The organism is Cellulosimicrobium cellulans (genome assembly GCF_001722485.1).
In the GTDB taxonomy this organism is placed as follows: domain Bacteria; phylum Actinomycetota; class Actinomycetes; order Actinomycetales; family Cellulomonadaceae; genus Cellulosimicrobium; species Cellulosimicrobium cellulans_A.
Window position 1 is genome coordinate 1 of the sequence record NZ_LWGL01000107.1, and the last position, 11,439, is coordinate 11,439.

Sequence of the window (11,439 nt, forward strand, 5' to 3'; positions counted from 1 at the left end):
GCACCGCCGCCCCCGCCGGAGCCCGAGCAGCTCCAGCGCGGCGCGACCGGCGAGCGCGTGACCGCCCTCCAGGCACGCCTCGGCGAGCTCGGTTACTTCATCGGCCCGCCCGACGGGCACTTCGGACCGGGCACGCAGCAGGCCGTGTGGGCGCTGCAGAAGGCCGCGGGCACCGCGCGCGACGGCGTCGTCGGCCCCGCCACGCAGGCGGCGCTGGACGCGGGCGTGCGGCCGCAGGCGCGCAGCGGCTCGGGGCGCGTCATCGAGATCGACCTCGACCGCCAGCTCCTGCTCGCGGTCGAGGACGGCCGCGTCGTGACCGTGGTGAACGCCTCCTCGGGCAACGGCGAGCGCTTCGAGGCCCGCGGCCGCAGCTACCGCGCCGGCACGCCGCGCGGCACGTTCCAGGTGGGGCGCCAGGTCGACGGGAACCACGAGTCCAGCCTCGAGCTGGGGAGCATGTGGCGCCCGAAGTTCTTCACCGGCGGCATCGCGGTCCACGGGTCGCCGTCGATCCCGCCCTGGCCGGCGTCGCACGGGTGCGTACGGGTGTCGAACGACGCGATGAACTGGATCTGGGACGCCTGGGGTGCCCCGCCCGGGACGACGGTCGTCGTCTACTGAACCCGGCTGCTGAACCGGCCCCGGGGCCGTCGCGTCAGAGCGAGACGCCGACCAGCACCGGCTCGGGGACGAGCTCGACCCCGAACGCGTCGCGGACGCCGTCGCGCACGGTGCGCGCGAGCTCGACGACGTCGGCGGCGCTCGCACCCCCGCGGTTCGTCAGCGCGAGCGTGTGCTTCGTCGACAGCGTCGCAGGGCTCGCGGACCCGTGGACGCCGAAGCCCCGGTGGAAGCCCGCGTGCTCGATGAGCCACGCGGCCGACGTCTTGACGAGCGTCGGGTCGACCTCGCCGAGGCTCGGGCCGGTCGTGCGGCTCGGCCGGGCGGACCGCACCGGGTAGCGCGGCGCGTCGGCGGGCAGCTGGTCGGCCCGGTCCACCGCGACGACCGGGTTCGTGAAGAACGAGCCGGCGCTCCACCGGTCGACGTCCGGCGCGCTCGGGTCGTCGAGCAGCATCCCCTTGCCGGCGCGCAGCGCCAGGACCGCCTCGCGCACGTCGGCGCTCGGCGCGCGCTCCCCCACCTGGACGCCGAGACGCCGCGCGAGCTCCGGGTACCCGATCGGCGCGGACAGCGAGCCGAGCCGGGTCTGGAACCCGACCTCGAGGACGACGTAGCGGGGCGACGGGTACCACGGGCCGGTCGCGGCACCGTGCTCGCCCGGCTCCGGCGTCTCGTGCATGGACCGCTTGAGCACCGAGGTGCGGTAGCCGAACCCGAGCTCGCCGAGCGCGAGGGTGCGCACGCGCGAGCGGGCGCGGTCCCAGACGCGGACCGTGGAGATCACGCCGGAGACCTCCTGGCCGTACGCGCCGACGTTCTGCACCGGGGCCGCCCCGACCGTGCCGGGGATGCCGGACAGCGCCTCGACGCCGACCCACTCCTCCGCGACCGCGCGTGCGACGAGCGCGTCCCAGTCCTGCCCGGCGGGCGCGGTGAAGCTCGCGCCGCCGCACGAGTCCTGCGCGTCGACCACGACGCCCTGCCGCAGGTCGCGCACGACGACGCCCGCGAATCCGTCGTCCGCGACGAGGAGGTTCGAGCCCCCGCCGAGGACGAGCAGCGGCTCGCCGGCCTCGTCGGCCGCGCGTACCGTCTCGACGAGCTCGGCCTCGGAGTGCGCCTCGACGTATCGGTCGACGGGGCCGCCGACGCGCAGCGTCGTCAGCTCGGCCAGTGTCGGGACGCCGACGGCCTCGGGCAGCAGCCCCGGCCGGCTCGCGAGGACGGCGTCCGGGGCGGCGCCCGCGTCGGCGAGGCGCGGGGAAGAGGGTTCGCAGGTCACCCGGACAGCCTAGTTCGCGCGGTCGGCGGCCGACGTGCGGCCGTCCTCCACCTCGGCCGGCTCCTCGTCGGCGGGCTCCTCGGCGGGCGTCGCCGGCAGCGGCCGTGCCGCGCCGACGACGAGCAGCCCGACGACGATCGGCACCGCGATGACGAGCAGCGCGTTGCGGTACCCCACCTCGTGCGCGAGGAAGCCGATGAGCGGCGGGCCGACGAAGAAGGCCGAGTACCCGATCGTCGCCACCACGCTCACGCGCACCGCGGCGCGCCGCGGGTCGTCGGAGGCGGCGCTCATGCCCACGGGGAAGCCGAGCGCGGCGCCGAGGCCCCAGAGCACGACGCCCACGAGAGCGAGCCACAGGTTCGGCACGAGCCCGAACACGAGAAGACCCGCGAGCGCGAGGCCGGCGGAGATGCGCAGCACGGCCACGCGTCCGTAGCGGTCGAGCAGGCCGGTGCCGAGCAGGCGCATGCCGGTCATGGCCGTGAGGAACACGGCGAGCCCGACCGCTCCCATGGCGTTGTCGGTGCCGAACCCGTCGACGACGGCGAGGCTCACCCAGTCGTTCGCCGCGCCCTCGGTGAGGGCCGCGGCGAGCACGACGAGGCCGATGAGCAGCGTGCGCGGCTCGGTCCAGGCGGACAGCTGCGAGCGGGCGCCGCCCGGGCGCGCCGTGCCCTGCGTGGTGCCGGACGGTGCGGGGACCGCGGTGGCGGGGTCGGCGCAGCGGGCGTCGTCCGGGCTCGCGTGCGTGCGCGCCGCGTCGGCGCCGTGCGCACCCCCGCCCGCGGGCAGGAACCAGCGCACCGTCCAGAGCACCGCGAGCAGGCTGACCGTGACGGCGACCGACACGTGCCACTGCAGCGGCACGTCCGCGGCGGCGGCGAGGGCGCCGACGCCCGCGCCGGTCACCGTGCCGAAGGAGAACCCGGCGTGGAACCGCGGCATGATCGTGCGCCCGAGCTTCTGCTCGACGGCCGCGCCCTCGAGGTTCATCGCGGCGTCCCACACGCCGGTGCCCACGCCCATGAGGAGCAGGCCCGCGCGCACGACCCAGTCGGCGCCCTCGGTGACGGCGAACACCGTGGTCACGGCACCCGCCGTGTTCACCACGGCGAAGACCACGACGGCGCGGGCCGCGCCGAGCCGCTCGACGACGAGCCCCGACAACGGCAGGGCGAGCAGCGAGCCGAACGCCGCGAACAGCAGCAGGAGCCCCATCTGGTTCTCGGCGAAGTCGAGCACGTCGCGCACGGCGGGCAGGCGGGACGCCCAGGTCGCGAAGTTGAAGCCGTTGAGGAAGAACACCGCGAAGACCGCCCAGGCGGCGAGCGCGGCGACGCGCGGGGCGCGGGGCGCGGTGGTGGTCATGCGGACGTCTCCTGTCGGTGGGTCGGGCGCCCGGCGGGGCGGCGCGCGGGCGAGGTGGTGGAGCGCGGACGGCGGACGACGAGCCGGCGACGGCTGCCCCGCGCCGGGGTGTCCGCCGCGGGCGCGCAGGGTGCGTCGTCGGGCACGGTGCCATCCTCCCCCGTCCCGCGCGGTGCGGGAGCGGCGGACGGGCGCAGCGGGGCGACCTGCCGGGCGAGCAGGACGCTGAGCACCATCGCGCCCACGATGAGCACGAGGGCGTGCCGGGCGCCCATCGCCTCGGCGGCGAGGCCGAGCAGCGGCGGCGCGGCGAGCGCCGCCATCGAGGAGAACGCCGAGACGACGGACACGCGGGCGGCGGCCCGCAGCGGCTCGTCGGAGGCGGCGGCGATGCCGACGGGGACGGCGAGCGCGGCGCCGAAGCCCCAGAGGACCACGCCGACGCCGGCGAGGGCGAGCGTCGGCGCGAAGCCGAAGAGGAGCAGCCCGGCGATGGACGCGATCCCGGACGCGCGCAGCACGACGACGCGGCCGAACCGGTCGAGGAGGCGCGTCCCGGCGAGCCGCATGACCGTCATGGCGGCGACGAAGGCACCGAACACGACGGCGCCGACCGCCTCCGTCTGGGCGAACCCGTCGACGACGGCGAGCGCGAGCCAGTCGTTGGCCGACCCCTCGGACAGCGCCGCCGAGAGGATGACGAGGCCGATGAGCAGCGTCCGGGGCTCGCGCCAGGCGCTCAGGGCGGCACCGAGGCGGGCGCCGCGCCGGGCGAGGCGGGCGCGCAGCCCGGCGGTCTCGACGTCGACGACGGCGTCGCCGAGCGACTCGACGGCCGACGGCGCGCGCGTCCCTCCCGACGTGCGGTCGACCGCGGTGTCGTGCACCGTCACCGGGATCGCGGCGAGGCGCAGGGTCATGGCGACGGCACCGGTCGCGACGAACTGCACGAACACGGGCACCTCGGCGTGCGCGCACGCCGCGCCGACGAGCGAGCCCAGGACCGCGCCGACCGAGAACGCCGCGTGGAACTGCGGCAGGATCGTGCGCCCGACGCGCCGCTCGATCCCGGCGCTCTCGACGTTCATCGGGACGTTGCCGAGCGCGAACGCCATGCCGTTGAGGAAGATGCCCGCCGCGAGGAGGGCTACGGAGCCGGTGGCCGGTCCCAGCCCGAGCAGGAGGAACGCGGCGCCGAACAGGACCGCGGAGACCGCGAACGCGACCCGCCCGCCGAAGCGCGTGACGAACGGTCCCGCCGCCGTGACGGTCGCGAGGGCGCCGACGGCGCCGGCGAGCAGCACGACACCGAGGTCCGCCGCGGTCAGGTCGAGGGCGTCGCGCACGGACGGGATGCGCGCGAGCCAGCTCGACATCATCACGCCGCTGAGGGCGAACACGCCGAGGAGCGCCACGTGGGCGCGACGGAGCGAGGGCGGGGGCGCAGGCCTCTCTCGAATCGATTCGATCCGACGGGACGAGAGGCGCTTCGAATCGATTCGAGGCATGTGGACAAGTGTGCGGGTACGCTGGCCGCGCGTCAATCGACATGCCGCGCGCGCCCGTCCACGGGGCGGGCCGGCGGCGGGGCGCACGAGCAGGCGAGCAGGCAGGAGCGTGATGAGCGGCACCGGACGCCCGAGCGGCGACGCCGACGGCGGCCCTGTCGCGCACCGCACGACCCTCGCGACGGTCGCCGAGCGCGCCGGCGTCTCCGTCTCCACCGCGTCGCTCGCGTTCTCCGGCGCGGGGCCCATCACCCCCGAGACGCGCACGCGCGTGCTCGACGCCGCGAAGGAGCTCGGCTACACCGGGCCCAACCCGCTGGGCCGCCAGCTGCGGTCGGGCCGGTCCGGCGTCGTCGGCGTCGTCGTCGGGGACCAGCTCAAGCGCGCGTTCCGCGACCCCGTCGCCGTGAAGGTGCTCGACGGCCTCGTCTCGACGCTCGGCGAGAACGGGCTCGGCGTCCTGCTCATCCCCGGCATCCCGTCCGACGACCCGCAGCGCGCGGTGGACCCGCTCGTGGAGAGCGCCGCGATGGACGTCGCCGTGCTCGTGTGGGGCGTCGGCTCCGACGACCCGACGCTCACCGCGCTGCGCCGTCGCGGCGTGCCGGTCGTCATCGGCGAGGGTCGCGCGACCGAGGGCGCGCCGCTCGTCGCCATCGCCGACCGCGCCGGCACGGCCGCGGCCGTCCGCCACCTGGTCGACCTCGGGCACACGCGCGTCGCGGAGATCTCCCTGCCCCTCGACAGCTCCGACCGCAGCGGCCCCCTCGACGCGACGCGTCTCGCCCAGGTCGACCGGACGCCGACGGCGAACCGCCTCGCCGGGGTGCGCGACGTCGTCGAGCCGGTCGCGAGCTGGGAGACCGAGGCGTCGCTCGTCGAGCACGGCCGCTCCGCCGCGATCGCCCTGCTCGGGCGCACCGCGGAGGACGGCACGGCCGTGCCCCTCGACCCCGCGACGCGACCCACGGCCGTGATCGCCCACTCGGACCTGCTGGCCGCCGGCGCCCTGCTGGGCGTGCGCGAGCTCGGCCTGCGGGTGCCCGACGAGGTGTCCGTCGCCGGCTTCGACGGCCTCGACCTGCCGTGGCTCGCCCCGGACGTGCTGACGAGCGTGGACCAGCCGCTCGCGCGCAAGGGGGCCGAGCTCGGCCGCGCGGTCATCGGGCTGCTGGCGGGCGAGGAGCCGGGCACGGTCACGCTCGACGTCGAGCTCGTCGTCGGGACGACGACCGGACCGGCGCCCGCCTGAGCCCGGCCCGGTCGCGTCACGTCGGGTCGCGTCGGGCGAGGGTCAGCGCAGGCCGCCGACCTGGAGCGGGTTCGCGCCTGCCGCGGCCATGACGTACCAGGCCGTCGCGCCGACGTGCTGGACCTGGAAGTACCCGAAGCCGAAGCCGGTGTCGAGCAGGCTCGACGCCGCGACGACACCCGACCGCTCCGGCAGCGGCTCGCCGCCCAGCGTCTGGCCCGCGCCCACGGCGTCCTGCGCGACCCGCACCTGCCGCAACAGCTCCTGGGCGCGGTCGCGGTCCCGGTCGCCCCGGCCGCGGCGGCCGCCCCGCCCTCGCCCGCCCTTGTCGTCACGGTCCGCGAGCGCCGCCGCGAGCTGCGCGGTGCCCTCGAGCCACACGCCCCGCGGGTGGACGGGGAGCCCGTTGTACGACGCGGACGAGGTGAGGCTCGCGCTCGAGAACGTCACGCCGTCGACGGCGACTCCTGCCGGGAGCTGGGAGACGCCGTCGCCCGCGACGTCGCGGGTCGCCAGCGCCTGCGACGCCCAGTCCAGGGCCTTCGCGGTGCGGCGGTCGCGCAGCGCGAGCCAGCCCCACGTCTGGGGGTCGAGCGGCAGCGGGTCGCGGTTGATCTCGGTCCCGTCGTTCGTGCCCGTGTAGAAGAAGCCGCCGTCGGGCTCCCACATGCGGTCGAGGAACGCGCGGGCATGGTCGCTCGCGCGCAGCCAGCGCCGGTCCCAGGTCGCCGCCGCGAGCTGGCGGAAGAAGGCGACGCAGTCGACGTTGTGCTCGGTCGAGCCGTTGGGGACGGGCGCGTTCGCGGCGTCGACGCCGAACGAGAACCCGCCGAGCGGTCGCGTGGACCACGTGTTCGCGACGATCCACTCGCCGATGCGCAGCGCTCCGCGCAGGTAGCGGCGATCACGCGTCGCGGCGTGCAGGTGCAAAAGCGCGATCCCCGGCCACGCCATGTCGCCCACGGCAGTGCCGAGGAACCCGAACTGCCACCCGATGTTGGCGGTGCCGTCGAGCAGCACCAGCCCGTGCGGCTGCGGCGTGCCGTCGTGGAAGACGTACGGCCCGACGTTGTACGCCTGGCGCAGCCGGCCGTCGTCGTGGGTCGGGTCGTTCTCCTGGGCGAACACCAGGCCGTCGCCGAGCGCCCGCGCGCGGTCCAGGTGCGCCCGGCCCGCGGTGAGCGAGGCGCAGATCGCCAGCGCGTTGTCGTAGACGAACGCCGTCGAGAACAGGCCGAGCTGGTCGGCGTACGACTGCGCGAGCCGCGGACCGGGGTTCTGCTCGGGGTAGGCGTTCGTCGCCACGTCGAGGAACGCGTGCGCGCGCCGGACGGACTCGCGCGCGTCCCGGCTGTCGCCGTGCGGGCCGCCGCGCGCGGAGATCTCGGTGCCCGCGGGCGCGGCCCCGGCGGGTGCGGCGAGCACGCCGCTCAGTGCGGCGGCACCGGCACCGGTGAGCGCGAGGAACGCGCGGCGGTCCAGGGCACCGCCGGGGCGCGGGGGCCGTCCATCGCTGGTGTGGACGTGGGAATCAGGCAGGGGCATCAGCGTCTCCTTCGACGTCGTCGAGCCGTGCGCGCCCACCGTAGTGGGAGCGTTCCCACCGTGGGAAGAGCCGTCGACGTCCCGCTCCTGACGGACGTTCGAAGCGGGAGCATGTCGGACTCAACCTTCCGCGTCGCTCGGACGTGTCACAGTCATGACCGTGAACGCCCTCGCCGTCTCCCAGGACGACGACGCGCCCGACGACGGGCCACCCGACCACGTTCCCCTCCTGCGCGTCGCGACAGACCGCGAGCAGGAGTTCACCGACTTCATGGAGCATGCCGCGCCCCGGCTCGCGCGTACCGCCTGGCTGCTCTGCGGGGACGCGCACCAGGCTGACGAGCTCGTCCAGCAGGCCCTGACGAAGACGTACCTGCGCTGGACGACGGCGCGGGAACGCGACCCGTACGCCTACGCCCGGAGAGCCCTCGCGACGTCGCGCGTCGACCAGTGGCGACGACGGCGGCGCGAGGTGCTCGTCGCGCCCGCCGACGTCCCGGAGAGTGCCGTCGGGTCGGCGACCGCGGAGACGCACGCGGAGCGGGACCGCCTGGTCCGTGCGCTCGCGACCCTCACACGCCGGCAGCGCCGGATCGTCGTGCTGCGCCACCTCGTCGGGCTCACCGAGCGCGAGGTCGCGGACGACCTCGGTGTGTCCGTCGGCACCGTGAAGTCCACGGCCTCCCGTGGTCTCGCACAGCTCCGGTCGGTGCTGTCGGCCGCGGACGCTGCAGAACCTCGTCACACGCGCGCTGTCGACAGCACCACCGGCTCGCACCACCCACCGTCACCGCTCGTCGACCCCACCGAGGGGAGCCCGTCATGACCGACATCCTGCCTCGCACCGACGAGGACTTCGTGCGGCACCTGCGCGAGCGCATCGACGCCTCCGCGCCCGACGTCAGGGTGCACACGGCGCGCGTCGTCCCGGCGGCCCGGCGCACTCGCCGCCGACGCCGGGCCACCGCCCTCGTGGCGGGCGTCGCCCTCGTCGGTGTCGGTGTCGGCTGGGCGACCCAGCCGTGGGCCGACCAGGCCCCCGAGATCGCACCCGCCACGGCGCCGCCCTCCACCCTGACCGACGCCCCGCCCGCTCCGGCAGACAGCGCCCCCACCTCTGCCGACGATGCCTCGGCCCTCGGACCAGGCTGGCCCGACGCGCCGTACTGGCACGTGCGCTACGAGATTCTCGAGAGCGTGGGCAACGGCGAGACATCCCTCAACGTGCACGAGAACTGGCTGGGCAACGACCGGCCGAGCCTGCTCGTGATGGACGGCGACCTCGAGTCGGCCACCGCCGCCGGACCCGGGTCCTGGCAATGGCTGCTCCTCGACGGAGAGAGCGTCATGGTCGACTGGGCCACCCTCTACACGCTCCCCACCGACCCGGAAGAGCTCGAACCGATCCTGCGCGCCAACTTCGGTCTGTACGGGGGATTCCGCACACCGGAAGACGCAGTACTGGGTAGCGCGATGAACCTGCTCAAGGCCAGCCCGGCGCCCCCCGCCCTGCGGGACGCACTGTGGACCATCGTCACGGACCTACCCACCACCTCCCCGCTCGGCGACGTACACGACACGCAAGGACGTCTCGGCGAGGGGCTGGAGTACGTCGGTGATGGTCTCGTCGAGCGCTTCGTGTACGACCCCGTCGGACACCGACTCCTCGAGATCTCGGGGAGGACGGCATCCGAGCAGCGCCACGAGGACGGCAGCACCTCGCAAGAGTGGATAGAGACCAGGAACACCTACCTCGACGAGGGACCGGCCGACGCACCGCCCAAGGAACCGCGGCTCGAGGGCAGCGGCTGCGTGGACTGGGAGACCTGCTGACCTGCGCACCCATGACGACGGCGGCGCCGCACCCCGGTGGGTGCGGCGCCGCCGTACGTGGTCTCTGGTGCGAGCCGGACGGCCTCCTGAGATTGCCGTGCGACGAGGTACGAGACCAGCGCGTCACCCGCCTCCGAGGCGGGACCGGCGTCAGAGGCGGACGACCGCCTGCGTCTTGCCCAGCACGCGCGCACCCTCGAACGTCACGGTGAGGTCGACGCGCACCGTGCCGGCGTCGGCGTCGATCGCCCCGATCGCGCCGGTGACCTCGATCGTCGCGACACCCGGGTTCGGGACGGCGACGGGGCGCGTGAAGCGGGTCTGGTAGTCCACGACGGCGCCCGGGTCGCCGGCCCAGTCCTCGACGAGCGCGACGGCCGCACCCATCGTGAACATGCCGTGCGCGATGACGCCGGGCAGCCCGACCTCCGCCGCGAACGCGTCGTTCCAGTGGATGGGGTTGAAGTCGCCGCTCGCGCCCGCGTACCGGACGAGGCGTGCCCGGTCGACCTCGACCGTGCGCGTGCCGACGACGTCCCCGACGCTCAGCTCGGCGAGGACGGGACGTGCGGCCGTCGACCCGGCGGCCTGCTCGGCGCTCATGCGTTCTCCCCCCGGACGGCGAGCGTGGAGGTGACGGTCGCGACCGGCGTCCGCTCCCCCGCGTCGCCGTCCGTCTGCGCGTAGATCTCGCAGCGCGTGGTGACCATCGCGAGGCCGGCTCGCTCGACGATCGAGTCCACGTGCAGCACGGTCACGAGCTCGTCGCCCGCGACGATCGGCCGGTGGTGCGTGAAACGCTCGTCGGCGTGGACGACGCGCGAGAAGTCGATCCCGGCCTCGGGGTCCTCGATGAGCTGCGCCTCGGCGCGCTGCGCGACGACGACCGCGAAGGTGGGCGGGGCGACGAGGTCCGGATAGCCGACACCCCGCGCCGCCACGAGGTCGTGGTGCACGGGGTGGGTGGAGCCGACGGCGTCGGCGAACTGGCGCAGCGCCTCGCGTCCCACCGAGTACGGCGCCTTCGCGGGGTACTCGCGGCCGACGTAGGCCGGGTTGACGCTCATGACGCTCGCAGCAGGTCGCCGACGCGGTGGAGCCGCTGGCTCAGCGGGTCTCGCGGTGCGCGGTGTGCTTGCCGCAGCGCGGGCAGAACTTCGCGAGCTCCAGGCGGTCCGGGTCGTTGCGACGGTTCTTCTTCGTGATGTAGTTGCGCTCCTTGCACTCCACACAGGCCAGAGTGATCTTGGGGCGAACGTCAGCGCTCTTGCTTGCCACGGTAGTGAGCCACCTCTCGCGCCTCCGGAGGGCGCATGTGCTGTGCAGGCCGCACGACGCCGGCCGCCGTACGGGAGTTGTCGATAGTGGTAGCGGAGGCGGGGATCGAACCCGCGACCTCACGATTATGAGTCGTGCGCTCTAACCATCTGAGCTACCCCGCCGCGTGACTGAACGCGAGGCCGTCTCGCGATATTCCGCAAGACGACCCCGCGTCACCACAGAGCCCCGAAAGGGAATCGAACCCTTGACCTTCTCCTTACCATGGAGATGCTCTGCCGACTGAGCTATCGGGGCAGCGCGGAAAACTCTACACGGAACCGGGCCCCGCACGAAATCGGCGCGGTTCCGCCGTTCTGCGGGCCCGCGAGGCGAGCGGGCGGAGTGCTCGCCGTCGCCGGCCCGGCGCGGAACGACGACGGGGCGCCACCTGTCGGTGACGCCCCGTCGCTCCGGTGGCAGGTGAGGGATTCGAACCCCCGAAGGCTGAGCCGTCTGATTTACAGTCAGATCCCTTTGGCCGCTCGGGCAACCTGCCGTGTGGAGCACCCGGCGGACCTCCGGCACGTCGTGCTGGTGGCCACGCGGGCGAGCCCACGATACAGCCCGGAGGACCGCTCGCGAAATCCGCGCCCGGCCGGGCCCGGCCGAGCCCGGCCCGGCCGCCCCGGGGCGCACCGCCCCCGCTCCTAGAGTGGACCCGTGAGCGACCCCGCGACCCCGCCCGCCCCCGACGCCGCCCC

11 protein-coding genes and 3 tRNA genes are annotated in these 11,439 nt (G+C 74.9%); 4 read left to right on the forward strand and 10 right to left on the reverse strand.

The window, feature by feature from the left end; all coding sequences use genetic code 11:
- Positions 1 to 624, forward strand: a 624-nt coding sequence (locus tag JZ5iCDA_RS11915; protein ID WP_171905370.1) for a L,D-transpeptidase family protein, incomplete at its 5' end; no start/stop codon positions are given.
- A 34-nt stretch (positions 625 to 658) separates the two neighbouring features.
- Here the strand turns inward: JZ5iCDA_RS11915 and JZ5iCDA_RS11920 are convergent.
- From JZ5iCDA_RS11920 to JZ5iCDA_RS11930, 3 genes are all read right to left on the reverse strand, one after another.
- Entirely contained in the window at positions 659 to 1,828 is a 1,170-nt protein-coding gene (locus tag JZ5iCDA_RS11920) for a UDP-N-acetylmuramate dehydrogenase (RefSeq protein ID WP_069387382.1), read from the reverse strand.
- Positions 1,829 to 1,918: 90 nt separating this feature from the next.
- Complete coding sequence (locus tag JZ5iCDA_RS11925) at positions 1,919 to 3,280, reverse strand: MFS transporter (RefSeq protein ID WP_069387374.1); 1,362 nt, start codon at positions 3,278 to 3,280, stop codon at positions 1,919 to 1,921.
- The gene (locus JZ5iCDA_RS11930) at positions 3,277 to 4,680 is read right to left on the reverse strand and encodes an MFS transporter (protein WP_253182063.1); all 1,404 of its coding nucleotides are present in this window, start codon (positions 4,678 to 4,680) and stop codon (positions 3,277 to 3,279) included. The genes JZ5iCDA_RS11925 and JZ5iCDA_RS11930 overlap by 4 nt, the downstream gene beginning before the upstream one ends.
- 220 nt (positions 4,681 to 4,900) lie before the next feature.
- Between JZ5iCDA_RS11930 and JZ5iCDA_RS11935 the strand changes: the two genes are divergently transcribed.
- Positions 4,901 to 6,040 carry a LacI family DNA-binding transcriptional regulator gene (locus tag JZ5iCDA_RS11935; protein WP_069387376.1) on the forward strand — a complete coding sequence of 380 codons (1,140 nt, stop codon included), beginning with the start codon at positions 4,901 to 4,903 and terminating at the stop codon, positions 6,038 to 6,040.
- 42 nt (positions 6,041 to 6,082) lie between these two features.
- Here JZ5iCDA_RS11935 and JZ5iCDA_RS11940 read toward each other — a convergent pair whose 3' ends face one another.
- A complete protein-coding gene (locus tag JZ5iCDA_RS11940) occupies positions 6,083 to 7,585 on the reverse strand; it encodes a Tat pathway signal sequence domain protein (protein ID WP_253182064.1) in 1,503 nt (500 codons plus the stop codon).
- A 154-nt stretch (positions 7,586 to 7,739) separates the two neighbouring features.
- Here JZ5iCDA_RS11940 and JZ5iCDA_RS11945 point away from each other — a divergent pair, with 154 nt between their 5' ends.
- Entirely contained in the window at positions 7,740 to 8,411 is a 672-nt protein-coding gene (locus JZ5iCDA_RS11945) for a SigE family RNA polymerase sigma factor (RefSeq protein ID WP_069387377.1), read from the forward strand.
- Positions 8,408 to 9,418 carry a hypothetical protein gene (locus JZ5iCDA_RS11950; RefSeq protein ID WP_069387378.1) on the forward strand — a complete coding sequence of 337 codons (1,011 nt, stop codon included), beginning with the start codon at positions 8,408 to 8,410 and terminating at the stop codon, positions 9,416 to 9,418. The genes JZ5iCDA_RS11945 and JZ5iCDA_RS11950 overlap by 4 nt, the downstream gene beginning before the upstream one ends.
- Positions 9,419 to 9,568: 150 nt before the next feature.
- On the opposite strand, the gene JZ5iCDA_RS11955 is transcribed toward JZ5iCDA_RS11950, so the two are convergent.
- The 6 genes from JZ5iCDA_RS11955 to JZ5iCDA_RS11980 form a co-directional block, all read right to left on the reverse strand.
- Entirely contained in the window at positions 9,569 to 10,021 is a 453-nt protein-coding gene (locus tag JZ5iCDA_RS11955; protein ID WP_069387379.1) for a MaoC family dehydratase, read from the reverse strand.
- Entirely contained in the window at positions 10,018 to 10,485 is a 468-nt protein-coding gene (locus JZ5iCDA_RS11960; protein ID WP_069387380.1) for an FAS1-like dehydratase domain-containing protein, read from the reverse strand. Before JZ5iCDA_RS11960 ends, JZ5iCDA_RS11955 begins: the two co-directional genes overlap by 4 nt.
- A 40-nt stretch (positions 10,486 to 10,525) precedes the next feature.
- Positions 10,526 to 10,696 (reverse strand): 50S ribosomal protein L33, encoded by a 171-nt coding sequence (gene rpmG / locus JZ5iCDA_RS11965; RefSeq protein WP_069387381.1) that lies wholly within the window; start codon positions 10,694 to 10,696, stop codon positions 10,526 to 10,528.
- An 87-nt stretch (positions 10,697 to 10,783) separates the two neighbouring features.
- Positions 10,784 to 10,860 (reverse strand) — tRNA-Met (locus JZ5iCDA_RS11970).
- A gap of 60 nt (positions 10,861 to 10,920) precedes the next feature.
- Positions 10,921 to 10,993 (reverse strand) — tRNA-Thr (locus JZ5iCDA_RS11975).
- A gap of 159 nt (positions 10,994 to 11,152) precedes the next feature.
- A tRNA-Tyr gene (locus JZ5iCDA_RS11980) sits at positions 11,153 to 11,234 on the reverse strand.
- Positions 11,235 to 11,439 lie beyond the last annotated feature (205 nt).

Bases quoted from the DNA above. Each gene is read 5' to 3' on its own strand.
- JZ5iCDA_RS11955 (WP_069387379.1), bottom strand. From the start codon at position 10,021: ATGAGCGCCGAGCAGGCCGCCGGGTCGACGGCCGCACGTCCCGTCCTC.
- JZ5iCDA_RS11935 (WP_069387376.1), top strand. From the start codon at position 4,901: ATGAGCGGCACCGGACGCCCGAGCGGCGACGCCGACGGCGGCCCTGTC.
- JZ5iCDA_RS11960 (WP_069387380.1), bottom strand. From the start codon at position 10,485: ATGAGCGTCAACCCGGCCTACGTCGGCCGCGAGTACCCCGCGAAGGCG.
- JZ5iCDA_RS11940 (WP_253182064.1), bottom strand. From the start codon at position 7,585: ATGCCCCTGCCTGATTCCCACGTCCACACCAGCGATGGACGGCCCCCG.
- JZ5iCDA_RS11945 (WP_069387377.1), top strand. From the start codon at position 7,740: ATGACCGTGAACGCCCTCGCCGTCTCCCAGGACGACGACGCGCCCGAC.
- JZ5iCDA_RS11925 (WP_069387374.1), bottom strand. From the start codon at position 3,280: ATGACCACCACCGCGCCCCGCGCCCCGCGCGTCGCCGCGCTCGCCGCC.
- JZ5iCDA_RS11950 (WP_069387378.1), top strand. From the start codon at position 8,408: ATGACCGACATCCTGCCTCGCACCGACGAGGACTTCGTGCGGCACCTG.